20 protein-coding genes, 1 tRNA gene and 2 pseudogenes are annotated in these 23,603 nt (G+C 72.1%); 18 read left to right on the top strand and 5 right to left on the bottom strand.

What is annotated here, in order from left to right:
- The first annotated feature begins 481 nt into the window (after positions 1-481).
- Positions 482-571 (top strand) — tRNA-Ser (locus DRV84_RS10635).
- 253 nt (positions 572-824) lie between these two features.
- Here the strand turns inward: DRV84_RS10635 and DRV84_RS10630 are convergent.
- The gene (locus DRV84_RS10630; protein WP_115980307.1) at positions 825-1,055 is read right to left on the bottom strand and encodes a hypothetical protein; all 231 of its coding nucleotides are present in this window, start codon (positions 1,053-1,055) and stop codon (positions 825-827) included.
- Between the two features lie 197 nt (positions 1,056-1,252).
- Between DRV84_RS10630 and DRV84_RS16255 the strand changes: the two are divergent.
- From DRV84_RS16255 to DRV84_RS10600, 7 genes and pseudogenes are all read left to right on the top strand, one after another.
- Positions 1,253-1,627, top strand: a pseudogene (locus DRV84_RS16255) (IS256 family transposase); the annotation flags it as partial.
- Positions 1,628-2,388: 761 nt separating this feature from the next.
- Positions 2,389-4,128 carry a sensor histidine kinase gene (locus tag DRV84_RS10625; protein ID WP_158547799.1) on the top strand — a complete coding sequence of 580 codons (1,740 nt, stop codon included), beginning with the start codon at positions 2,389-2,391 and terminating at the stop codon, positions 4,126-4,128.
- Positions 4,125-4,808 (top strand): response regulator transcription factor, encoded by a 684-nt coding sequence (locus DRV84_RS10620; protein WP_115980301.1) that lies wholly within the window; start codon positions 4,125-4,127, stop codon positions 4,806-4,808. The genes DRV84_RS10625 and DRV84_RS10620 overlap by 4 nt, the downstream gene beginning before the upstream one ends.
- Positions 4,809-5,098: 290 nt before the next feature.
- A complete protein-coding gene (dsrO, locus tag DRV84_RS10615) occupies positions 5,099-5,857 on the top strand; it encodes a sulfate reduction electron transfer complex DsrMKJOP subunit DsrO (RefSeq protein ID WP_115980298.1) in 759 nt (252 codons plus the stop codon).
- 3 nt (positions 5,858-5,860) lie between these two features.
- Positions 5,861-6,859, top strand: a complete 999-nt coding sequence (gene nrfD / locus DRV84_RS10610; RefSeq protein ID WP_115980295.1) for an NrfD/PsrC family molybdoenzyme membrane anchor subunit — start codon at positions 5,861-5,863, stop codon at positions 6,857-6,859.
- A gap of 16 nt (positions 6,860-6,875) precedes the next feature.
- Positions 6,876-9,962, top strand: coding sequence for a molybdopterin dinucleotide binding domain-containing protein (locus tag DRV84_RS10605; protein ID WP_115980292.1), 3,087 nt, complete (start codon positions 6,876-6,878; stop codon positions 9,960-9,962).
- Between the two features lie 405 nt (positions 9,963-10,367).
- A complete protein-coding gene (locus DRV84_RS10600; RefSeq protein ID WP_115980289.1) occupies positions 10,368-10,793 on the top strand; it encodes a DUF2267 domain-containing protein in 426 nt (141 codons plus the stop codon).
- Between the two features lie 338 nt (positions 10,794-11,131).
- Here DRV84_RS10600 and DRV84_RS10595 read toward each other — a convergent pair whose 3' ends face one another.
- A complete protein-coding gene (locus DRV84_RS10595) occupies positions 11,132-11,551 on the bottom strand; it encodes a CBS domain-containing protein (RefSeq protein ID WP_115980286.1) in 420 nt (139 codons plus the stop codon).
- Positions 11,552-11,695: 144 nt separating this feature from the next.
- Between DRV84_RS10595 and DRV84_RS10590 the strand changes: the two are divergent.
- The 10 genes and pseudogenes from DRV84_RS10590 to DRV84_RS10545 all read left to right on the top strand — a co-directional run.
- Positions 11,696-11,839 (top strand): annotated as a pseudogene (locus tag DRV84_RS10590) (ubiquinol oxidase subunit II); the annotation flags it as partial.
- Positions 11,839-11,946, top strand: a complete 108-nt coding sequence (locus DRV84_RS10585; protein WP_115980283.1) for a DUF2474 family protein — start codon at positions 11,839-11,841, stop codon at positions 11,944-11,946. The pseudogene DRV84_RS10590 and the gene DRV84_RS10585, both read left to right, overlap by 1 nt.
- A 39-nt stretch (positions 11,947-11,985) precedes the next feature.
- On the top strand, positions 11,986-12,240 hold the full coding sequence (locus tag DRV84_RS10580) for a protein-tyrosine phosphatase family protein (protein WP_115980280.1): 255 nt from the start codon (positions 11,986-11,988) through the stop codon (positions 12,238-12,240).
- Between the two features lie 68 nt (positions 12,241-12,308).
- Entirely contained in the window at positions 12,309-12,896 is a 588-nt protein-coding gene (locus DRV84_RS10575) for a rhodanese-like domain-containing protein (RefSeq protein ID WP_115980277.1), read from the top strand.
- A gap of 382 nt (positions 12,897-13,278) precedes the next feature.
- Positions 13,279-14,487: a ubiquitin-like protein gene (locus tag DRV84_RS10570; protein WP_147298851.1), complete on the top strand. Its 1,209-nt coding sequence runs from the start codon at positions 13,279-13,281 to the stop codon at positions 14,485-14,487.
- A gap of 397 nt (positions 14,488-14,884) precedes the next feature.
- Positions 14,885-15,874: a TAXI family TRAP transporter solute-binding subunit gene (locus DRV84_RS10565; protein ID WP_115980272.1), complete on the top strand. Its 990-nt coding sequence runs from the start codon at positions 14,885-14,887 to the stop codon at positions 15,872-15,874.
- A gap of 125 nt (positions 15,875-15,999) precedes the next feature.
- On the top strand, positions 16,000-18,252 hold the full coding sequence (locus tag DRV84_RS10560; RefSeq protein ID WP_115980269.1) for a TRAP transporter permease: 2,253 nt from the start codon (positions 16,000-16,002) through the stop codon (positions 18,250-18,252).
- A 192-nt stretch (positions 18,253-18,444) separates the two neighbouring features.
- A complete protein-coding gene (dusA, locus tag DRV84_RS10555; protein WP_115980266.1) occupies positions 18,445-19,464 on the top strand; it encodes a tRNA dihydrouridine(20/20a) synthase DusA in 1,020 nt (339 codons plus the stop codon).
- Positions 19,465-19,862: 398 nt separating this feature from the next.
- The gene (locus tag DRV84_RS10550) at positions 19,863-20,687 is read left to right on the top strand and encodes a sulfite exporter TauE/SafE family protein (RefSeq protein WP_115980263.1); all 825 of its coding nucleotides are present in this window, start codon (positions 19,863-19,865) and stop codon (positions 20,685-20,687) included.
- Entirely contained in the window at positions 20,681-21,472 is a 792-nt protein-coding gene (locus tag DRV84_RS10545) for a hypothetical protein (protein WP_115980260.1), read from the top strand. The genes DRV84_RS10550 and DRV84_RS10545 overlap by 7 nt, the downstream gene beginning before the upstream one ends.
- 76 nt (positions 21,473-21,548) lie before the next feature.
- Here the strand turns inward: DRV84_RS10545 and DRV84_RS10540 are convergent, their stop codons facing one another.
- The 3 genes from DRV84_RS10540 to ccmI are packed head-to-tail and all read right to left on the bottom strand — an operon-like array spanning position 21,549 to position 23,536.
- Positions 21,549-21,788, bottom strand: coding sequence for a DUF1289 domain-containing protein (locus DRV84_RS10540; RefSeq protein ID WP_115980258.1), 240 nt, complete (start codon positions 21,786-21,788; stop codon positions 21,549-21,551).
- Between the two features lie 15 nt (positions 21,789-21,803).
- A complete protein-coding gene (gene ruvX / locus DRV84_RS10535) occupies positions 21,804-22,295 on the bottom strand; it encodes a Holliday junction resolvase RuvX (protein ID WP_115980256.1) in 492 nt (163 codons plus the stop codon).
- Positions 22,292-23,536, bottom strand: coding sequence for a c-type cytochrome biogenesis protein CcmI (ccmI, locus tag DRV84_RS10530; RefSeq protein ID WP_115980253.1), 1,245 nt, complete (start codon positions 23,534-23,536; stop codon positions 22,292-22,294). Before ccmI ends, ruvX begins: the two co-directional genes overlap by 4 nt.
- Between the last annotated feature and the right edge of the window lie 67 nt (positions 23,537-23,603).

Genomic DNA, 23,603 nt, shown 5'->3' with positions numbered 1-23,603 from the left:
TTTTCCATGCCGGTTCACACTCAACCAGCTCGATCAGCGCCATTCTGTCGTCGGTCATCGTCATCTCCGTTCGGTTCAAGGTCGCGCAACCCGAACCTTCCTGAAGATCGACGATGACCGCCAGCGTCACGCCCGGCCGCGCGCTGCGCTACGCCGAGGGCTCCGCGCGCGGCCTCTTACACCATCCGGTGCGACACTACCCGTGCGCGTGCTGCCCCTGCGTGTCGCTCGGCCGCGAGGCGACGACAGACGACAGGTCGCCCCGAGACGCACAAGCGCCTTCCGTGACAGCGCGTCCGTGGGCCGGATCGCCTCACGACGAACGGCAGCGCGCGACGGCTGCGGCCCCCACGCGTTTGAGGGCCGGGCCGTGATGATCTTTCCGCGCCAGATCAGCAGGTTGGCCGATCTTGTGGAGGAGCGTCCGGGCCCGCGAGAAAAGACTTGTCTGTCCTGCGCCCGCAACGCTATACGCATCAGCGGAGACGTGGCCGAGCGGTCGAAGGCGCTCCCCTGCTAAGGGAGTAGGCCCGAAAGGGTCTCGTGGGTTCGAATCCCATCGTCTCCGCCACCCACCATTCACTTTAGGTAGAAAAATTGGCACTTGCGCATAGCCGCGCGAGCGGCGCGGCCAGCTTACCCGCCATCCCGAAAGACGGTGCCGCGCAGCGCGAAAGCAAAGGTACGCCGCCGGTCTCGGCCGCGCCTCGAGGTCCAGACAGACAGGTTATCCTGGCCGCCGCGACGTAACCTTTATACCCGGCGCTTACGCGCCCGGCGTCACCGGCGGCGACCTTCGGATTTTCCTACGCGCAGCGCCCCGCTCAAGCGGCCTTGCTCGGCGGTGCGAGCCGCTCGGCCACCGCGTCGGGATCGGGGCCCGCGAGGGTGCAGACGAGGCGGACGTCGCGGGTGCCGATCCAGCCCGTGTCGCGGCCCTTCTCTACGTCGCGCAGCGCCGCGATCAGCACCTCGGCCCATAGCTCGCGCTCGGGCAGCGGCGCCGAGGTGGCGCGGGATGGGGTCGGCCGTTGCCGCAGATACGGGTTGAGCATCGGCGCCTCCGCTCAGCGCTGACCCTGCCAGGCCCGGTTGATGCGGCGGTTGCGCCCTTTGCGCAGCGCGTCCTGAACGTTCACTTCGAAGCTCTGAGCTATGCTCGAAAATAGGCGATGGGGCCTGCGAAGGCGGCGTATCGTGGCGGGTCGTCAAGCCTGCCAGAACCTCCCGAAGGAGCGATACGCCATGGACTTTGAGACCACGATCGCCCCGCTTCGACCTGCCCGGATCGGTGGACGACCCGCTGACCGAGATCGCGCGCGACGGGGCGCACGGCGCATGCTGGCGGCGGCGCGGCGGGCGGAGGCCGACGCCTTTGTCGCGCGCCATGCCGAGGAGACGTTGCCGGACGGCCGCCAGCGGGTCGTGCGGCATGGGTATACGGGCCCGAGCGCAGCATCCAGACCGGGATCGGCGCGCTCGAGGTGCGCTGCCCGAAGGTGCGGGACCGGGCTGAGGGCGTGTCGGCGGAGAAGAAGGTCCGCTGCAGTTCCGGCATCCCCCGTTGGGCGCGGCGCTCGATGCGCCTCTGCCGGTGCTCTACCTGTGCGGCATCTCGACCGGGGACCTTCTCCGTGACATCTGGGCCGGGCCGTGAACCCGTGGCGGCCACGGCCCTCACTCGCTACCGTCAGGCATCGCACGGTCCGAACCAAGAGCGCGCTGTCGCAGAAGACGGCGAAGCTCATGGTTTTCAAGCTCGTTCAGTCCGCCACGAAGACGTGGCGCCGCCTGAACGGCGCGAACCAGTTACCACAAGTCATCGAAGGGTCACGTTCACCCAAAGCGTGGACACGCGCGACACCGAAACCCGCGCCGCTTGATCGGGCCGTGTCACCCGAATTCGGGCCTAGCTCGCGGACCAGCAGGCCCGGGCGCCTTCGATGGCACACTTTCTGCGCGACGCCATGGGCGGGTCGCGCCTGCTCCGAAGGCTCTCACCACGGCGACGCGGCCCATGTCGGTGAGCGCATGCGCCATCACGGCGGCGGCCGGGCGACCGCGGAACCGCGCGTTACGCGCCGGACACGGGCGTCGAGCGACATCGCGGGTTGACCCCTTGCGACCGAGCGGATGCCCATAGCTTACCCAAGCGCCCATCGCGCCCCCAAAGCGGCCGTGCGCCACCCGGGGGTGGCGCGACGACGGGCGCGCCCGCCGGCCCGTCGTGTCTACGACCTGGGCCGTAGACCGGCGGGCCACGACAGCGCCCGTTTCCTGCGACGGAAACGCGGGTGTCGGCTCGGGAGGGGGCGCGGAAAGCAGGCGCCGCCGCAGCGCGCGTGCAGGTTGGACCTCCTGCGGAAAAGGCGCTATCGGCTGCGGCGGATGCGGGTCATCGTCACATTTTTCGCCGCGCTGCTCTTCGGCGGGCAGGCCCTCGCGGATACGCCGCTCAGGATCGGCGTGCTGTCCTACCGCGGGGCCGAGGTGGCGCGCGGGGACTTCCGCGAGACGGCGCGCCATCTGCGCGGCACGCTCACGGCGCGCGGGGTGGAGGTCGTGCCCCTCACCCTCCGCGAGCTCGACGGGGCGGCGCGGCGGGCGGAGGTGGATTTCATCTTCACCAACCCGGGCCATTCCTTCCAGCTGGTGCGCCGCCACGGGGCGAGCCGGCTCGCCACGGCGCGCTATCCCGCGCGTCCCGGGCCGCAGGACGTGATCGGCGCGGCGGTCGTCGTGCGCGCCGAGGGGCCCGTGCGCGCGCTGCCCGATCTGGTGGACCGGCGCCTCGGCGTGGTCGATGCGGCGGCCTTCGGCGGGCATCTCCTCGCGCGGAAGCGCCTCGCCGAGGAGCTCGGCGCCGCCGTGCGCCGGGTCGAGACGGTGGAGCTGGGGTTTCCGCAGCAGAGCGTGCTCGACGCGCTCCGCGACGGCCGGGTCGAGGCCGGCGTCCTGCGCGCCTGCCTGCTCGAGGCGCTGGTCGCCGAGGGCGCGGTGGACGGGGCGGCGTTCCGCGTGCTGGGCGCGCGGGGCGGGGCGGACGACTGCGCGCGCTCGACGGATCTTCATCCCGGCTGGGCGATGCTGACGCTGCCGCATGTGCCGACGGAGACCGCGACGCGGGTGCTCGCCGCGCTCCTGTCGCAGCCCGCGCGCCCGGTCTCCGACCCGCTCGACCCGGCGGGCTGGCTCGCGCCGGTGAGCTACGCCTCGGTCGAGGAGGTCTATCGCGCGCTGGAGCTTTACCCCTTCGAGCGCGACCTGCCCGGCGATATCCGGGCCTGGCTCTCGGAGAACGTGGTCTGGGTCGCGGTGGCCGCGATCCTTCTGGGTGCGTTTCTCCTGCATGTGGTGCGGGTGGAATACCTCGTCGTGCGGCGCACGCGCGAGCTGGAGGCGGCCGCCGCCGCGCGCCGCGCGCTGGAGGCCGAGATGGCGCATGCCAACCGCGTCTCCTCGATGGCGACGCTCGCGGGGAGCCTCGCGCACGACCTGAACCAGCCGCTCGCCGCGATCGCCTCCTTCGCGGGCGGGCTGCGCCAGCGCCGCCGCGCCGGGACCGACGACGCCGAGACGACGGACAAGGTCCTCGCCCGCATCGTGGAGCAGGCCAACCGCGCGGCGGAGTTCATCCGCTCCATGCGCGCCTTCCTGAGCCGGGGCGAGGCGGCGCGCGCGCACCTCGACCTGCGCGACGTGGCCGACGACGCGGTGCTTCTGACGCAGGGGCTGGCCCGCGCCGCCGGCCTGACGCTCGACTGGCGCCGCCCGGCCGTCCCGATGCCCGTCATGGGCGACGCGCCGCGCCTGCGGCAGGTCTTCGTCGCGCTGATCCAGAACGCGATCGACGCCTCGCCCGCGGGCGGGGTGGTGACGGTCGGCGCCACGGGCGAGGGGCAGACCTGGCGCGTGTCGGTGGCCGATTCGGGCCCCGGCCTCGACGACGAGACGCGCCGCCGCGCGACCGAGGCGTTCTTCACCACGAAGGGGGAGAAGGGCCTCGGTCTCGGCCTTTCGACGGCGCTCGCCATCGCGGAGGATCACGGCGGGTGCCTCTGGCTTGAACCGCGGGCCGGGGCTGGTACCGTCGCGGTCATGGAGCTGCCGATGGACGCCGCCGAATGACGGGCCTCGCCGACGCCGCCGCGCCGCCTGCGTTCGGCCCGACCGCCGCGCCGCGCATCGTCATCGTGGAGGACGACGCGGCGATGCGCGACTCGCTCGTCTGGCTGGTGGAATCCGTGGGCCACGAGACCCTCGCCTACGAGAGCGCCGACGCCTTCCTCGCCGAGGCGCGGCTGCCGTGCATCGGCTGCGTCGTCACCGACATGCGGATGCCGGGGACGAGCGGCCTTGGCCTGATCGAGAAGCTGCGCGCGCGCCAGTCGCTCCTGCCCGTGGTGGTGATCACCGCCTTCGCCAGCGTGCGCGACGCGGTGACCGCCATGCAGCTCGGCGCGGTGAACTTCCTCGAGAAGCCCTTCCACGATCAGGATCTTCTGGATCTCCTGAACGACGCCGTCGCCGAGACGCGGGATACGGCGCGGGCCTGCTGCCGGGCGCGCGCGGCGGCCGAGCGGCTCGAGACGCTGACGGCGCGCGAGCTCGAGGTGATGCGCGTGATGGCCGAGGGCCTGCGCAACAAGGAGATCGCGCGCGCCCTCGACATCAGCCCCAAGACGGTCGAGATCCACCGCCAGCGTGCGCTCGCCAAGCTCGAGGTGGGCAGCGCCGTCGAGGTGCATCGCCTGCTCGAGACGGCGACGGACGCCGCGCCCTGCACGGCCTTTCGCGATTTCTCCTGAAGCGTGCCGACAGCGCACCGGCGCGGGCGCGGCCGGCGTCCTCGCGGGTCTGCGCGCGCGTCACTGAAACCGGCGACGCGGTCCCTTTCCCCGGGTGAGGTCCGACGCAAGCGCATCCGCGATGCCCTGCGGGCGCTCCCTCGCCTGGGGGACGTCGCGCCGGAGCGCCGCCGCCCCGGTGTAGGGGTTTTCCCCTATCCATAGGGGAGTCGCCCTGATTCCGCGCTGCGCGGGGCCTCCCTATCCTCGTCTCCGACCGGGCGCCGCATCCGCGCCCGAAGGAGGCCGAGATGACGACCAGACGAAACTTTCTGACCGGCGCGGTGGCGCGCGAGAGCGACGCGGCGCCGGCCGAGGCGCCCACGCCGTCGCTACGCCGCCCCGCCGACGGGCACACGCCGCGCTGGGCCATGGTGATGGACCTGCGCAAATGCATCGGCTGTCAGGCCTGTACCGTGGCCTGCGCGATGGAGAACACCGTGCACGAGGGCAGCTACCGCACCCACGTGCCGGTCTACGAGATCGAGAGCGAGTTCGGCCCGGTGCCCGCCATGCTGCCGCGGATGTGCAACCACTGCGAAAACCCGCCCTGCATCCCGGCCTGCCCGGTGAAGGCCACCTACCAGACCAACGACGGGATCGTGCTGGTCGATCAGGACGCCTGCGTGGGCTGCGGCTACTGTGTGCAGGCCTGCCCCTACGAGGCGCGCCATCTCGACCACGAGAGCGGCACCGCGGACAAGTGCACCTTCTGCGTCCACCGGCTCGACGCGGGGCTTCTGCCGGCCTGCGTCGAGACCTGCGTGGGCGGCGCGCGCGTCTTCGGCGACCTGCGCGACCCCGAGAGCGCGGTGAGCCGCCTGCTCGCCGAGCACGACACGCGCCACCTGAAGCCCGAGGCCGGCACCCGCCCGCAGGTCTATTACATCGGGCTCGACGATCGCCTCGTCTCGGAGGTCGAGATCGAGGAGGGCGCGCGCGCCCTGCGCCGGACCGCGGGCCCCGCCCCCGATACCGCCCCCGACACCAAGCACCACGAGGAGGCCTGAGCCATGACCGGCATCGATCTCATCTCCGTCGATCAGGCCTTCGCGTGGCGGCCCTGGGCCGTGGCCTATTTCCTCGTGATCGGCGCCGCGGTCGCCGCCGCGCTCGCGGAGGAGGCGCTGCGCCTCCTCCGCGGGCCTGCGGCCGCGCGGCCGGCGCTGCGGGTCGCGGCGGTGCTGGCGCTGTCGGCGCCGCTGCCGCTTCTGGCCGACCTGCACCAGCCGGCGCGCTTTCTCAATTTCTACCTCGGCGCCGCGCCGCGCTCGGTGATGTGGTGGGGCGCCTGGCTGCTGCCGGCCTTCGTGGCGACGACGCTCATGGCGACGGTGGCCGACACGCTCGGCCGCTGGGCGGGGCCGGCGCGGCTCCTGCGGCTCGGCATGGCCGCCTCGGGCCTCGGCGTGCTGGCCTATACCGCGGGCGAGACCGCGATCGTCGCGGCGCGCCCGCTCTGGCACAATGCGGGCTTTCCGGTGGTGCTGACGCTGACCGCGCTCGCCTCGGGCGTGGGGGCGGTGCTGATCGCCGGCGCGGCGGACCGCGCCGCGGCGCGGCTCCTGCGCATGGCGCTCGCCGGGAGCGCGGGCGCCGGGCTCGTCGCGCTCGGGCTCTGGCTGCTGGCCGATCCGGACATGGCGCGCCTCGCGCTCTCGGAGATGCCGGTCGCCGTGCTGGGCCACGTCGCGGGCCTCGGGCTGGCGCTGCCCGCGCTCCTCGCGCTCTTCGGGCGCGGCGCGGTCTCGGCGCGGCTCGCCGGCGCGGCGGCGGTCTGGGGCGCGCTCGCCTTCCGCTGGGCGCTCTTCACCGGCGCGCAGGCGCAGTCGCGCGTCGAGACGGCCAGCTACCTGCCTCCCGCGCTCACCGATCCCGCGACGCTGCAGAGCGTGACCGGCACCGCCGGGATGATCGCGCTCGCCGCGGTCCTCGTCGCGGTCCTCGACCTTTATCTCGCGCCGGCGCTGCGCCGCGGCCCCCAGGCGGGCCCGCGCGCCGGCAAGGCCTGATCCCGGAGACACCGACATGATCCTCAACAGACGGTCCCTTCTTCTCGGCGGCACGACCCTCGCCGCGCTCGGCGCCATGTCGCACGGCTTCGCCCGCACCGCGCGGGACGTGATCGGCGGCTTCACCTCGCCCGAGGCGGCCCGCGGCGTCACCGGCGGCGCGCATGCGCCCGAATACAGCATCGACGCCGCCGGCACGCTGACGCGCAATCCCGACCAGCGGGTCGCCTACACCATGTGCGAGGGCTGCACGACGAAATGCGGCGTGCGCGTGCGTATCGACAATCGGAGCGGCGACATCCTGCGGGTGACGGGCAACCCCTACAGCCCGCTCTCGGCCGATCCGCACATCGCCTACGACAAGCCGGTCGAGGACAGCTACGCCGGGCTCTCGGGCCACGGCGAGACCGGCCTCGCCGGGCGCTCCACCGCCTGCGGGCGGGGCAACGCGGCGCTCGCGAAATACCGCGATCCGCGCCGGGTGCTCAAACCGCTGAAGCGCGCCGGCGGACGCGGTGACGGGCACTGGGTCGAGATCGAGTGGGAGCAACTGATCGAGGAGGTGGTCGAGGGCGGCGACCTCTTCGGCGAGGGGCACGTGGACGGGCTGCGCGCGATCCGCGACCTCGAGACGCCGATCGACCCGGAGAACCCGGAGTTCGGGCCGAAGGCCAACCAGCTCGTCGTGATGCCGGTCTTCAAGAACGGCCGGCTGATGATGGCGGCCCGCTTCGCCAAGATGGCCTTCGGGACGCGCAACCTCGTCGGTCACCGGAGCTATTGCGGGCTGTCGATGCGCGCGGGCTACGCCGCGCTTCTCGACAACCTCAAGAAACAGCCGCACCTGAAGCCGGACTATCGGCACGCGGAGTACATGCTCTTCGTCGGCACGGCGCCGGGCAACGCGGGCAACCCCTTCAAGCTGCAGGGCACGCTGATGGCGCGGGCGCGGAGCGAAAACGGCGCACGCTACGTGGTGGTCGATCCGGTGCTGACCAACTCGGTCACGCAGGCCTCGGGCGACCGCGGCCGCTGGCAGCCGATCCGGCCCGGCACCGACGGCGCGCTGGTGATGGGCATGATCCGCTGGATCCTCGAGTCCGAGCGCTACGACCGCGCCTTCCTCGAGCGTCCCTCGCGGGCGGCGGCCGAGGCGGGGGGCGAGCTCTCACACTCGAACGCCACCCACCTCGTCATCGACAGCGCCGACGCGCCGGAGGCCGGGCGCTTCCTGCGCTGGGGGCAACTCGACCCCGGCGCGGACGAGGCGCTCGCGGGGGAGCCCGTCTGCCTCGACGCGGCGACCGGCACGCCGATGCCCACGGGCGCGCAGAGCGATCCGGCGATCCTCTTCCACGAGGACAGCGTGACCCTCGCCGACGGCCGCACGGTGGAGGTCGCCACCTCCCTCGCGCTCCTGCGCCGTGAGGCGGAGCGCAAGACGCTCGACGCCTACGCCGAGGATTGCGGCATCCCCGCCGAGCGCATCGCCGAGCTCGCGCGGGAGTTCACTTCCTACGGCAAGCGCGCGGCGGCCGACTGCCACGGCGGCACGATGCACGCCGCGGGCTTCTACACGGCCTATGGCGTGGTGATGCTCAACGCGCTGGTCGGCAACCTGAACGCCATCGGCGGCACGACGGCCGGCGGCGGTTCGTTCAAGGCCGTGGCGAAGGGGCCGCGCTACGATCTCAAGAGCTTCCCCGGCAAGGTCAAGCCGCGCGGCGTCGACGCCGGGCGGGGCGGCTTCGCCTACGAGCGGACCAGCGAATACAGCCGCAAGGTCGCCGCTGGCGAAAACCCCTATCCGGCCCGCGCGCCCTGGCACGCCTTCACGCAGCCGATGGGGGCGCATTGGCTCGCCTCGCTTCTGGAGGGCTACCCCTACAAGGCGCGCGCGCTCGTCACCTGGTCGAGCAACCCTGTCTACGGCGTCGCCGGCCTGCGCGAGACCATCGACGAGAAGATCCGCGATCCGCGCAACCTGCCGCTGATGATCTCGATCGACGCCTTCATCAACGAGACCTCGACCTACGCCGACTACATCGTGCCCGACCGCATCTTCTACGAGGCCTGGGGCTGGACGAAGCCCTGGGGCGCGGTCACCGTCAAGGACGCCACGGCGCGCTGGCCGGTGGTCGATTGCCTGACCGGGACAACGCCCGACGGCCGCCACATCGACATGGAGACCTTCTTCATCGACGTGGCCAAGCGCATGGGCCTGCCCGGCTTCGGCGAGGGCGCGATCCCGGACGCCGAGGGGCAGCTGCATCCGCTCCACCGCGCCGAGGATTTCTGGCTGCGCGCCGGGGCGAACGTGGCCTTCGACGGCGATCCCGTGCCCGAGGCCGACGACGCCGAGATGGCGCTGACCGGGGTGGATCGCTTCGCCGATCTCATGCGCGCGACGCTCAAGCCCGAGGAATGGCGCCGTGTCGGCTACCTGCTCAACCGCGGCGGTCGCTTCGAGGCGCACGCGGCGGGCTATGCCGACGGCGCGCTCCGCCACCGCTACGGGCGCACGCTGCAGATCTGGAACGAGACCGTGGCGAGCGCGCGCAACTCGATGACCGGCGCGCGCTTCACCGGCTGCCCGACGTGGCAGGGCCCGCGCCTCGCCGACGGCACGGCGCTCGACGCGGAGTTCCCGCGCGAGGAGTGGCCGTTCCGCGTCGTCTCGACGAAGTCGCAGCTCTTCTCCTCCTCCGGGCCCGCGCTCAAACACCTGCGCAAGCTGCGCGGCACGAACGCGATCGGGCTCAACCGCGAGGACGCCGCCGCGCTCGGGCTCGAGACGGGCGACCGGGTGCGGCTGAGCTCCCCCGGCGGCACCGTGGAGGGCGCGGTGCTCGCCCGGGCCGGCGTCGCGCCGGGCACCGTCGCGATCGAGCACGGCTTCGGCCACCGCGAACTGGGCGCGCGGACCTACCGCATCGGCGCGCGCGTCTTCGAGAAGGGCCTGTCGCTCGCCGCGGGCATCAACTCGAACGACCTCGGCTTCCAGGACCCGAGCGCCAGCGTGCCGAGCGTGCTCGCCGACCCTGTGGTGGGCAGCATCGCCCGGCAGGCGATCCCGGCGCGGATCGAACGCCTGCTGGCCTGAGCCGGCCCGCCTGACGCCCACGCCGCCGCCCGTAACCGCCGGGCGGCGGCGGCGAGGCTACGGCTGCCACGATCGTGGAGGACAGCGCCCCGGACCCGGCGGGCGCAGAGCCGGCCTTCGTCGTCGAGGATCGCGACGAGACCGCGCAGATCCTTCTCGTCCCGCTGATGTGGCAATGGGGCGAGTTGCGCAGGACCGCCCGTCAGGCGCCCGCGGGGCGGACCTCCCGCGACGTACTCGGCACGCCGCGTTCGGCCGCACGCCTGCTCGCCGGGCTCGACCGGCTCGGGCTCGACTGTGCCGAGGGGTCCGCGCGCACCGAACTCCGATACGGCGATGTTGACGGCCGTTATGGCGAATCGACGGCCTTCGGCGTCCCTTCCCTGTCAGCGAAGGGAGGCGACGATGAAGACGACGGGCATTTCCTCGGTCGACCACGCGCCGCAGGTCGTGGCCGAATGGCTGAACGCGCTGTGCGAGGATCTCGGCTGGCAGGAGAAGGGCCGCGCCTGGCTGCTCCTGCGCGAGGTGCTGCACGCCGTGCGCGACTATCTCGGCGCGGACGAGGCGGCGGATCTGGCCGCGCAGCTCCCCGTGCTGATCCGGGGGATGTATTTCGAGGGCTGGGTGCCCTCGCGCACCCCGGCCCATCCGCGGCACAAGGCGGACTTCATCGCCCGGGTGCAGGCAGCCTTCGCCAAGGAGCCGCTGGAGGACCCGGACAGGGCGGTATCGGCCGTGCTGGCGCTCCTGCGCAGCAAGGTCTCGCACGGCGAATTCCGGGAGGTCGCGCACGCCATGCAGAAGCCCCTGCGCGATCTGTTCGTCTGAGCCCGGTCGCCGCGGGTGCGACCACGGGTCGAGCCCGAACGGAAATATCGGTCAGCGCATCGGCTCCATCGGCCGGCGACGCCGGATGGTGGACGCGCGATGCGCTCGCGCCCCCGGCCGCGGAAGCTTCGGGCGCCCGACCAGCGCGGCTGCGGGTCTCTCGCGGCGGAGCCCCCGCCCCGGGACCCCGTGGCTCCCTCGGGAAGACTTCCGGGCGCAAGGGTCGGTCGTGGCGTTCCTGCGCCTTCCGGCTGACGCTCGGTGCCGGATGTGGACCGGCCGGCGCGGCCGCGCGGACGCGCAGCCGGGGCCACGGGGCGGCACGCACGCGACGGGGCTCAGGCGTGATGGTCGGCCACCGCGTGGATCGCCTCGCCCGCGAGGTTGCGGCTCACGGCATGCGAGATGTCGCCGAGGCTGAGCATGCCGACCATGCGCTTGCGCGCGTCGAGCACCGGCAGGCGGCGTATCTGCTTCTGCTCCATCAGGTGGATCGCATCCTCGACCGACTGATGCGTCCGGCAATAGACGATGCCGGGCGTCATCGCGTCCCCGGCGGTCACCTTGTGAGGGTCGCGGCCCTCGGCCACCACCCGCAGGACGATGTCGCGGTCGGTGATCATCCCGACGAGGCGGTCGTCCTTGCCGACCGGCACCGCCCCGATGTCGTCCGTCTTCATCATGCGGGCGATCTCGCTGACAGGCGTATCCGCGCTCGCCCAGTCCACGCCACGGTGCATCGCGCCTTCGATATTCATCTGCCGCTCTCCTCAGCTGACGCGATGGATGATGCCGCGACCGGTGCGGCCCCTCATTGACGGCCGTCATTGCGGCGCGAGGGCCGCCCCTGAAACGTGCCTGCAGCGATGGCGGGAGCACGGAGGATGGCCCGCAAGACGCTGCTCCTTCACGCGGTCGCGCCCGACAGCAGCCTCGCCTTTGCGCTGGTGGGCACGGTGATCCTCGTGCCGATGATCCTCGGATACACCGCCTATGCCTACTGGGTGTTCCGCGGGAAGGTCGATCCGGACGCGGGGTACCACTGATGCGCACCGACAGGCTCAAGCGCGTCGCGTGGTTCGTGGGCCTCTGGCTCGCCTCCGTCGCGACGCTCGCGGTCGTCGCCTACGCGATCCGTCTGGCGATCCTCTGAGGCGCTGAAACCCGTACGCGAAAAGAGAGTTGCCGCCCCATGGAAGACCGCACGCTCATCGTCACGCTCGCCGCCAGCCCGCAGATCCGGCCCGGCGACATGCCCGGGATCCGCCGGCGCGATCGTAGCGTGACGGTCTGCAACCGGCCTGACGGCGACGCGGCCGCCCGCTTCGGCCCGCTGCTCGCCGATATGCCGACGCCTGCGCTGGCGTATCGGCGGTTGGGCCGGCGCGCGGCCTTGCGGTGGGTCCGCACGGCGCCCGCCGATCGCCGGCAGACGGCGCTGGGATGAAGATCACCCAAGGGCCGGGCAGGGGCGCCTGCCGTCCCCTCCGGCCCGCACAACCGAAAGGAAAGACCATGCGAACTCATATCCTGGCCGCCGCCGCGGCCCTGGCCATGACAGGCGCCGCCACGGCCGCCCCGGAGCCCGAGGATCCGGCGAAGCAGACCTCCTGGGGCCTCTACCTGACCGCCGAGGAAGCCTACGAGATGGAGACGTCACGGCCCGACGAGGTGCTCTTCGTCGACGTCCGCGAGCCGGTCGAGATCATGTTCACCGGGTTCACCGATGTCGTGGACGTGAACATTCCGTTCCTGCTGGTCGACCCGTCGCGGATGCACGAGAGCAAGCCCGTTCTCGCGATGGAGCGGAACCCCGACTTCGCCGACGAGGTGCTCGCCGCGCTCGCGGCGCAGGGCCTCGACCGGTCCGCGCCGGTGATCCTGATGTGCCGCTCGGGCGGCAGCCGCGGCGCGCCGTCGGCCGCCACGCTCAAGGGGCTGGGCCTCGAAGAGGTCTACGTCGTCGTCGACGGGTTCCAGGGCACGACCGCGAGCGACAACCCGAACGGGCCGCGGCGGGTCGTCGACGGCTGGAAGAACTCCGGCCTGCCGTGGGGCTACGAGATCAACCCGGACAAGATCTACCTGCGGTCCTTCGACTGACCGCATCCCGGCATGGCGGGCGATGACCCCGCCATGCCGCTGTCCGCTCGCGCCCGCCCGGCCAACTCTTTCGAGATCCGACGCGACAGGGAGACCATTCAGCTTGATCCGGGCGTCCCCGTATGCGCCTTATGTGCCCGCAGGACGCCATCCGCCGGCGAACATCGTTCAAGGTCCGGTCGTTCGACCGGGGCGTCAAAATCGTAGAGTGACGCGTATGCGTCGGTAGAGCGGAGGCAGCCCCAGTGCCCGCAGCATGGACGCCACTGATGCGCCCCGGCCCCGCGCGGTCGTCCCTCGATCCGGAGATGCGGGACCGGTCGCTTGACCTTTTGGGGAAGCGCGGATGTCTTTCTCCGGTGCGTCCCGCGGGTCTTTCGACATGATCCCCTTCGCGCGCCGCGTCCTGAATGGAATTCTCGTTGTCGTCACGCTCCTCGTCCTCTTTCCCGCGTCTGCCGACGCGATGCAGATCTTCGTGAGGGCGCTCGACGGGAAGACCATCACGCTCGATGTCGAACCCAGCGACACCATCGAAGGCGTGAACCAGAAGATTCAGGACAAGGAGGGCCTGCCGCCGGACCGACAGACCCTGATCTTCGCGGGCAAGCAACTCGAAGACGGACGGACGCTGTCGGATTACAACATCCAGAAAGAGTCGACGCTGCATCTCCTTCTTCCGGCGCCGGATGCGGATCGAAACGCCGCCGGGGACGCTGCACGTCGCGCCGCGGAACTCGCCGCCAGCACGCAGGTCGATGTGATGACGGCCGGCGCATCGCGCGCCAGCCGCGAGCGGCTGATCTCGCCCCCGTCGAACATCGCGGCGACGCGGGATCTATACGTCTCGACAAGCGGCCACCGCGCCAGCCGCGGGCATCGGCCGGAGTATAACCTGTGGATATCCGGGGGCCTGACGGCCTTCGGCGGCGATATCGACGGCCGGTCCCTCGACCTCGTCGTCGGTGCAGACCGGATGTTCGGGACATCCTCTCTCCTCGGCCTCATGGTGGCCACCGGAGACGTGCGGGCCGAGCTGAACGGCGTCGAGACGACGGTGCGAAGCCCCGCCATCGGGATTTACGGAGCGCGCAGGCTGGAGCAGGACTTGGTCGTCGATGGTCATGTCGCGTTCGCCCTTCCGAAGGTCGAGGCCGCCGGCGGCAGCGTCCGCGGGGATCGTTTGTCGGGGTCGATCCGGCTATCCGGAAGCCATACCACCCAGACCGGAACAGTCCGGCCCTTCGTTCGGGTCGCAGGATACGACCAGCACATCCCGGCCTATACCAACACCACCGGAGATGTGCCCGAAGCGGAGTCGCGCCGGATCGACGCCGATCTCGGTCTCACCCTCGAATACGGCAGCGCGCTCGGCGGCTCCGGGCTCATGCCTTACGTTACGGCGGCCGCGGGCTATGCGAAAATCGACCGGTCCGGCGCGGCCGACGAGACGTTTTTCGCTCCGACGCTCGGCTTCGGTGTTTCGGGCGACCTCGCCAACGGGCAGCTCGGGCTCGACGTGACGGGCGCGAAGATAACCTCTGATACCAATGCTGTCAGCATCGGGCTCGACTGGACGATGGCGTTCTGATCTGCGGAGGTCGCTCGATCGTCCGGTCACTCCCGTCCGGCGCGGTCATGTCATATCGAGAAGGCCGACCAGGTGCCGGTCGTGGCTGCTCAGGGTGATGGCCTCGCGCCCGGTTCGCGCGTGTCGCACCCGCCAGGCCTTCTTGTCGCTACAGAGCCCTCGCCATCGAGCCGGGTTTTGGAGCGTAAGCGCTTGGCGGGGTGGCCTCTGATCGAGAACGCGTGTTCGTCGCCGGGTCAGGCCCGCGATCCCTGCGAAACATCGCCGTGCGGGGCTGCCGTGGGGTCGCGGGGCTTGCCATCGCGGGCGCTTGCCGCAAAACGTGGTGCACGGCGCCCGGAGGGGTACGACGGCATGCCGGCGTGATCGGGGCGCGCGATCCAGTGAGGAGGATACCATGACGAAGGCACTACTGACCGGCGCCGCGACGGTGCTCGCGGTCGCGGCGGCGCCGCTCGCGGCGCAGGACTACGACCGCTCCGACTGGCCCGAGAGCTTCACCGTCGGCACGGCGAGCCAGGGCGGCACCTATTTCGCCTACGGCTCGGGCTGGGCGAACCTTGTCGCCGAGGAGCTGGGCCTTTCGGGCGGCGGCGAGGTCACCGGCGGGCCAATGCAGAACATGGCGCTCGTGCACACGGGCGACGCAGCCTTCGGCATGACGACGATGGGGCCGGCGGCGGAATCGCTCGCGGGGACCAACCCGATCGCGCCGGGGCTCGAGATGACGAACGCCTGCGCAATGTTCCCGATGTATCAGACGCCGTTCTCGATCACGGCGCTGTCGGACTCCGGGATCGAGAGCATCTCCGACATCCCGGACGGCGCCCGGATCGGCTTCGGCCCGGCGGGCTCGACCTCGGACACCTACTTCCCGCGGATGATGGAGACGCTCGGCGTCGACTTCGAGCGGCGCAACGGCGGCTGGTCGGATCTCGGCGGTCAGCTTCAGGACGGGCTGCTCGACGTGATCGCCTTCGCCGCCGGCGTGCCGGTCCCGGCGGTGAGCCAGCTCGAGGTGCAGACCGATATCAACATCATCGAGTTCACCGAGGAGGAGCGCGCGCAGATCCTCGAGGCCTTCCCGGTCTCGGAGTTCGCGATCACGGCCGACACCTACCAGACGCTTGAGGAGCCGGCGCGCTCGGTCTCGATGTGGAACTTCTCCATCGCCAACTGCGACCTGCCCGAGAGCTTCGTGCACGCGGTCACCGACGTGGTGATGTCCGACAACGAGCGCATGATGAACATCCACCGCGCGGCGGCCTCCACGGTGCCCGGGAACTGGGACAAGAACCAGCTCCTGCCGTGGCACCCGGGCGCGGCGCGCTGGTTCCGCGAGAACGCGGGCGCCGAGATCCCGGCGGACATGGTCCACGGCGAGTGAGACGTGACCGGACGGGGCGCGCTGCCGCCCCGTCCACCCCCGAGGCCGCAGCGTCACGGCGGCCCGGGCCTTGCACTGCGCGCTGATCCGGGGCGATTGCGTCCCGGTGTCGCGGGAGAGAGCGCATGACCGATCGCACCGAGCCTCAGCAGGATCGGCCCGAAGGCCCCGTCGTCGCCGAGGGCGTGGACAAGGAGCCCGTCGAGGGCAACCGCCGGCTCTACCGGGGCTGGCACTGGTGGCTGGTCACCACGGCGGCCGCGCTTTACGCGGCCTTCCACATGGCGGCGCTCAACGGGCTGTCGATCTCGGCGATGACCGGGGGGGCGGTGGATCTGCCGTTCCTGCCGAGCTTCCCGATGGAGACCTGGAACTTCCGGATCGTGCACATCGCCGGCGCGCTGGCGCTCGGCTTCGTGCTTTATGCCGGGCGGTCCTTCACCCTCGCGCCGGAGGTCGAGCGGCGCTGGCTCTCGTGGCTCGCCTGGGCGCTGATGGCGCCTGCGGTCTTCGCGCTGGGCGCGGCGGTGTCCTTCGCCGTCTCCATCGCCGGCGGCACCTCGTGGAACGGCATGGACGCGGGCATCCGCGCGGCCGAGATATGGCGCTTCGGCGTGCCGCTCATGGTGGCGACCGTGGGGGCGATCCTCGTGTCCTGGGCGCAGCGGCGCACGCGCGACGCCATCCATCCGGCCGACCTCGTGCTGGCGGTCTGCGGCGCGGCCGTGGCGACCTATCTCGTCACGATCTACGGCACATTGATGCGCAACTCGACCGGCACGCCCTTCGCGCCCATCGGCATATCGATCGCCGCCGTGGCGGGGACGCTCCTCATCATGGAGCTCACGCGGCGGGTGGCCGGGCTCGCGCTGGTCGTGATCTCGGCGGTCTTCCTTCTTTACGTCTTCACGGGGCAGTTCCTGCCCGGCTTCCTCAACGCCCCCGCGATCAGCTGGGAGCGGTTCTTCAGCCAGGTCTACACAGACGCCGGTATCCTCGGCCCGACGACGGCGGTGAGCTCGACCTACATCATCCTCTTCATCATCTTCGCCGCCTTCCTGCAGGCCTCGAAGGTGGGCGACTACTTCGTGAATTTCGCCTTCGCGCTCGCCGGGCGGGCGCGGGGCGGGCCGGCGAAGGTGGCGATCTTCGCCTCCGGTCTGATGGGGATGATCAACGGGACCTCCGCCGGCAACGTGGTCGCCACCGGCTCGCTCACCATCCCGCTGATGAAGAAGGTGGGTTACGACAAGCGCACCGCCGGCGCGATCGAGGCCTCGGCCAGCACAGGGGGCCAGATCCTGCCGCCGATCATGGGCGCGGGCGCCTTCATCATGGCTGAGATCACCGGCATCCCCTACACCGAGATCGCCGTCGCCGCGATCATCCCCGCGCTGCTCTACTTCGTCGCCGTCTATTTCATGGTGGACTTCGAGGCGGCGAAGCTCGGCATGCGGGGGATGCGCGACGAAGAGCTGCCGAAGCTCGCGCAGATGGCGCGGCAGGCCTTTCTCTTCGTGCCCATCGTGATCCTGATCTACGCGCTCTTCCAGGGCTACTCGGTGATCCGTGCGGGCACGCTCGCGACCGCCGCCGCAGCGGTGGTGAGCTGGCTGACGCCCCACCGCATGGGGCTCGGCGCGATCGCGCGGGCCTTCCATCTCGCCGGGACCATGTCGATCCAGATCATCGCGGTCTGCGCCTGTGCGGGCATCATCGTGGGGGTGATCTCGCTCACCGGGGTCGGCGCGCGGTTCTCCAACCTGCTCCTCGGCCTCGCCGCCGCCTCGCAGCTTCTGGCGCTGGTCTTCGCGATGCTGATCGCGATCCTGCTCGGCATGGGGATGCCGACGACGGCGGCCTACGCCGTGGCCGCGTCGGTGGTGGCGCCCGGCCTCGTCGAGCTCGGCATCCCGCAGCTCACCGCGCATTTCTTCGTGTTCTACTTCGCCGTGGTCTCGGCGATCACGCCGCCGGTCGCGCTGGCGAGTTACGCGGCGGCGGGCGTCTCGGGGGCGAACCCGATGGAGACCTCCGTCGTCTCTTTCAAGATCGGGATCGCCGCCTTCGTGGTGCCCTTCATGTTCTTCTACAATTCCGCGCTCCTGATGCAGGCCGACTGGCTCGAGATCGCGCGCGCGGCGGCGACGGCGGTCTTCGGCGTGTTCCTGCTGTCGGCCGGGGTGCAGGGCTGGTTCCTCGGCGCGCGGGCGGTCTGGTTCCTGCGCGCCGCGCTGGTCGCGGCCGCGCTGATGATGATCGAGGGAAGCCTCGCCACCGACGTCGCCGGCGTCCTGGCCGCCGCCGCGATCCTCTTCGTGCAGCGCATCGTCCGCCCGAAGCCGGGCGCGACGATCCCGGTACGCGGCGCGGACTGAGGGGGTTTCGCCGCGGGGCGGGGCGCGGCGGGGCCGAGAGCTGCGTCGTTGCCGGCGCGGGCGGTCGGATCGGGAGCGGCCCGGGCGGTGCTACGCCGTAGCACCGCGACGCGGGGAACCTGAAAAAACCGGGGGAAATTGGCTGCAATCGGTGCTACACGCGTAGCACTCGCGCAGGCGGAGGCTGGAAGAATGCAAGCAAAGTCAACGCTTCGGGAGGCGTCACGCCTCTCGGTCGCGCCGATGATGGATTGGACGGACAGCGCCTGCCGCGTCTTTCACCGCGCGCTGTCGCGCCGGGCGCTTCTTTACACCGAGATGGTGACCGCGCCGGCGCTGGTGCGCGGGGGGGCGACGCATCTCTTGCGCCATGACCCCTGCGAGCATCCGGTGGCGCTGCAGCTCGGCGGTTCGGACCCGCGGGAGCTGGCCGAGGCCGCGCGCATGGGCGCCGGGGCCGGCTTCGACGAGATCGACCTCAACGTCGGCTGCCCCTCGGACCGGGTGAAATCGGGCTGCTTCGGCGCGGTGCTCATGCGCTCGCCCGATCTGGTGGCCGACTGCGTGGCGGCGATGCGCGCGGCCGTCGACGTGCCGGTGACCGTCAAGTGCCGTATCGGGGTGGACGATCAGGCGCCCGAGGCGGTGCTGCCCGATTTCCTCGCGCGGATGCAGGCGGCGGGGGCGGCGCATGTGATCGTCCATGCGCGCAAGGCCTGGCTGCAGGGCCTCAGCCCGAAGGAGAACCGCGACGTGCCGCCGCTCGACTACGATCTCGTGCGCGACATGCGGGCGGCCTTTCCGGACCTGCGGCTCTCGATCAACGGCGGCGTGCAGTCGCTCGACGAGGTCGAGGCCTTCCTGCGCGAGGGCTTCGACGGCGTGATGGTGGGGCGCGCGGCCTATCACCGGCCCTTCGACATCCTCGGGCCGGCCGACGCGCGGCTCTGGGGCGAGGGTCACGCGCCCACACGGGAAGAGGCCGTGCGCGCCATGCTGCCCTTTATCGAGGATCACCTCGCCGCCGGCGGGCGGCTGCATCAGGTGACGCGGCACATGCTGGGCCTCTTCGCCGGCCGTCCCGGCGCGCGGCGCTGGCGCCAGATCCTCTCCGACGGGGCGACGCGGCCCGAGGCCGGGCCGGAGCTCGTGGAGGCCGCGCTCGCCGCCGTCGCGCCCGCGGAGGCGGAGGAGGAGGCGGTCCGCGCCTGAGCGGTGCGGATGGGCGGGCCGGTGGTGCGCGGCGCGGGCTTGCGCTGCATCCCCGCCGGGGGATCACGTCACGGGGAGCCGCATCAGCGGTTCACCGGCGTGACGCGCACCGAGGTGATGTCGTGCCGCATCCCGATGGGACGGAAAAGGCGCGGCGCGCCGACGCCGGGCCTGCGCGATTACGCCGGATCGCCGGCCGCCCGGGCGCGTGACTGCGTGGTCTGCCGCGGGTCTCGAGGCGTCGAGGCGCGCCACCGCGCCGGGCGCGCGGCAGGAGGCGCCGGCGCGGACGCCCTCTCTCAAAGTGCAGGCGGCGACGGGGCCGCTCCGCCCCCATTGTGACCGGCGGCGAAACCCTGTCTATCTGGCGCCGACGCACACCACCCTGCGGAGGCCCCATGCCCGATCCCGTCCTGCTCGCTCAGATGTTCGCCCTTCTTCTGGTCATCGGCGCGGCGGCGGGCGTGCTCGCGGGGCTTCTCGGCGTCGGGGGCGGCATCGTGCTGGTGCCGTCGTTCTTCTATGCCTTTCAGACGCTGGGCTACGACGGACCGCAGCTCATGCAGATCTGCCTCGCGACCTCGCTCGCCACCATCGTCGTGACCTCGGCGCGCTCGGTGATGAGCCACAACCGCAAGGGCGCGGTGGACTGGGACATCCTGAAGGGCTGGGCGCCGGGGATCGCGATGGGCGCGGTCCTCGGCGTGCTGCTCGCGGCGGCGCTGCGCTCTTCCGTGCTGCAGGGGCTCTTCGGCGGGCTCGGCGTGGCGATCGGGCTCTACCTCGGCCTCGGCAAGCCGCACTGGCGCCTCGCGCCGGAGATGCCGCGCGGCGTGCGCCGGGCGGTCTACGCGCCGGGGGTGGGCTTTCTCTCGGTGCTGATGGGCATCGGCGGCGGCAGCTTCGGCGTACCGCTTATGACGCTGCACGGGGTCGCCGTCCACCGGGCGGTGGCGACGGCGGCGGGCTTCGGCATGCTGATCGCGGTGCCCGGGGTGGCGGGCTTTCTCCTGCTGAGCATCGATCCCGCGCACCGGCCGCCCTTCACCATCGGGGCGGTGAATCTGCCGGCCTTCGCGGTGGTGATCGCCATGACGCTCCTGACCGCGCCGCTCGGCGTGCGGATCGCGCATGCGATGAACCCGACGCCCCTGCGCCGCGTCTTCGCGGTCTTCCTGCTTCTGGTGGCGGGCAACATGCTGCGCAAGGCGCTCGGATGGTGAGGGCGGATTACGCCGCGCGCGGCTGGGCGCGGCTGCCGTTCGACCCGGCTCTCGCGGCCTGGGCGGAGGCGGCGCGGCCGGCGGCGCGCGCGGCGCTGGCCGATCCGGCGCTGAGCGCGCGCTGGCTCGACTGCGAGGGGACGTGGTTCGTCGGCGTGGACGCGCTCGCCAACGACGCCGAGGGCCGGGTGGCGGGCGGCCCCGCGCTGCCCGAGGGGCTCCGCGCGGCGGTCGCGGCGCTGGAGGGGCCGTTGCCGCCGCTCCATCGCGCGCAGCTCTCGACGGTCTTCCCGGGCTACCCGAAGCCCCGCGCGGGCGAGAGCGCGGCCGCCCTGCGCTATCGCGCCAGGCGGGATGCGGCGCATGTCGACGGCCTCCTGCCCGAGGGGCCGGCGCGGCGGCGCCACCTGCGCGAGCCGCACCGCTGGATCCTCGGTCTGCCGCTGAGCGAGGCCGATGCCAAGGCCGCGCCGCTCGTCGTCTGGGAGGGCAGCCACGCCATCATGCGCGCGGCCTTCGCGGAGGCCTTCGCCGGTATCGCGCCGGAGGACTGGGGCGACGTGGACGTGACCGAGGCCTATCACGCCGCGCGGCGGAGGGCCTTCGAGACCTGCCGCCGCGTGCCCCTGCCGGCCCGGCCGGGCGAGGCGGTGCTCGTCCACAGGCGCGCCCTGCACGGCGTCGCGCCCTGGGGCGCGGGGGCCGCGGCCGCGCCGGAGGGCCGCTGCATCGCCTACTTCCGCCCGCTCTGCGCCGAACCCGGCGGCTGGCTCGCCGCGCCGTGAGGCGCGGCCAAGGGCCTTGCGAAGGCCCTTGCACGGCGCTTGCAAGCGCCGTGCCGCCCACGGCGCGCGGCGCGCGCTATCCCTCCCGCCGGGCGCGGGTGCGGGCGCGCCCGCCGCGGCGCTGGCGCAGTTGCGGCGCGCGCTCGGGCAGGGCCGCCATGACCGCGCGCCGCGCCTCGGGCGACATCTTCGACCAGGCGGTGATCTCGTCGATCGTGCGCAGGCAGCCCGTGCAGAGGCGCGTCTCCGGGTGGATCACGCAGATCTGCACGCAGGGGCTCTCCACCTCGTCGCGTTTCCAGACGTCGTCCGCCATGCGCCTCGCCTCGCCTCAGTCGTAGTCGTCGTCGGCCCGCGCCCCGATCCGGCCCATCCGGTCGAGCGCGCCTTGCAGGATATAGGACGCGGCGACGTGGTCGATCACCTCTCCGCGACGTTTTCGCGTCGTATCCGCCTCGAGGAGCGCGCGCTCCGCCGCCACGGTCGAAAGCCGCTCGTCCCAGAAGGCGAGCGGCCGTGGCGCGCGCGCGTCGAGGTTGCGGGCGAAGGCGCGCGTCGACTGCGCGCGCGGGCCCTCGGAGCCGTCCATGTTGCGCGGCAGCCCGAGGATCAGCCCTGCGATCTCGCGTCCCGCGAGGAGCCGGTCGAGCTCCGCCGCGTCGGCGGTGAACTTCGTCCGCCGGATCGTGACGAGCGGCGTGGCGATCGCGCGCAGCCCGTCCGAGACCGCGACGCCGATGGTCTTCGTGCCAAGGTCGAGCCCCGCGACCGCGCCGGTGCGGGGCAGGGCGGCCGCGAACGCCTCGATTTCGGCGAAGATCACCCGCCGATCCCGGCGCGTTCGGCGGCCTCGCGGATGCGGGCGAGGGCGGTCTCGTCCCCGGCGAACTTCGAGAGCGCCTCGTCGCGGATCGCGCTCGCGCGCTCCGTCTCGCCGAGGACGCCGAGCGCGTTGATGAGCCGCGCCCATTCCGCCGCGTTCCCGCCGTCCTGCGCGAGGCGCTGGGCGAGGCTGTCGACCATGCCGCGGACCATCGCGGTGCGCTGCTCCTCGGTCATGTTCTCGGCCTCGGCCATCTGCTCTGCCGTGGGGCCGGGGGCCGCGGGCGCGGCCGGAGCGGCCATCTCGGGGAGCTGGTAGTCCGTGCGCCCGGCGCGCGCGGCGAGCTCGGGCAGCTGCTGGCGCAGCGCCGCGACCCAGGGCGCCTCGGGCCGGCTTTCGCGCAGGAGGCGGTCCCAGGTGGTGAAGGCGCGGTCGGGCCGGCCGATCTGGCGGAACATGACGCCGAGGTAGTAGCGCGCGACCCCGTTGCGCGGGTCGCGCTCGAGCGCCGCGGCGAGCGCGGCCTCGGCCTCGGGCGAGACGTAGCCGCCGGCGGCCAGCACCAGCATCTCGGCGTAATCGGCGTAGTCCTGCGCCGTCGCCCCATCGCCGCGCAGCTCCAGCACGCGCTCCTGCGCGGCGTAGGCCTCGGTGAAATTGCCGAGCGCCGCCTCGTTCCGGGCGAGCAGCATGTGGCCGCGCACGTCGTCGGGCCGCTCCTCGAGGACCGCGCGCAGGCGGTCCATGAGCTCGGCGTAGTCCTCGGGCGTCTCGGCGGGGGGCTGCGCGGGCACGTCGGCTTCCGCCTCGGCCTGGCTCGGCCGGGTCTGCCGGCGCTCCTCGGCGGCGGCGATGCGCTGCGCGAGCGGCTGGTCGGGATAGCCCGGCGCGCCGAGGTCCATGTAGAGCCATGTGCCCCCGCCCACGACGCCGAGCGCCACCACCACGGCGAGCAGCGGGCCCGTCCCGCGGGGCTGCACCGTCTCGCCGCGCGCGGCGGCCTTGGCGGCGGCGTCGGCCGCGAGGATGCGCCGCGAGATCTCCGTGCGCAGCCGCTCCGCGTCCTCCTCGGAGATGACGCCGCGCGCGAGGTCGCGTTCGACCTCTTTCAGCTGGTCGCGATAGACCTTGAGATCGTAGTCGGCCGCCTCCTGCGCCTGCCCGCGCGCGCGCAGCGCCGCGAGGCCGAGAAGAAGCGCCACCGCGACCGACAGCGCGACAACCATAATCCAGAACAGCATGGGCCCTCCTGCCACCCTCGCCCGGGAGTGACTTAAGCGCCCCGAGGCCCCGGCGAAACCCCCAATC

This window comes from Rhodosalinus sediminis, assembly GCF_003385555.1.
In the GTDB taxonomy this organism is placed as follows: Bacteria; Pseudomonadota; Alphaproteobacteria; order Rhodobacterales; family Rhodobacteraceae; genus Rhodosalinus; species Rhodosalinus sediminis.
This window is presented reverse-complemented; position numbering and strand designations above follow the sequence as displayed.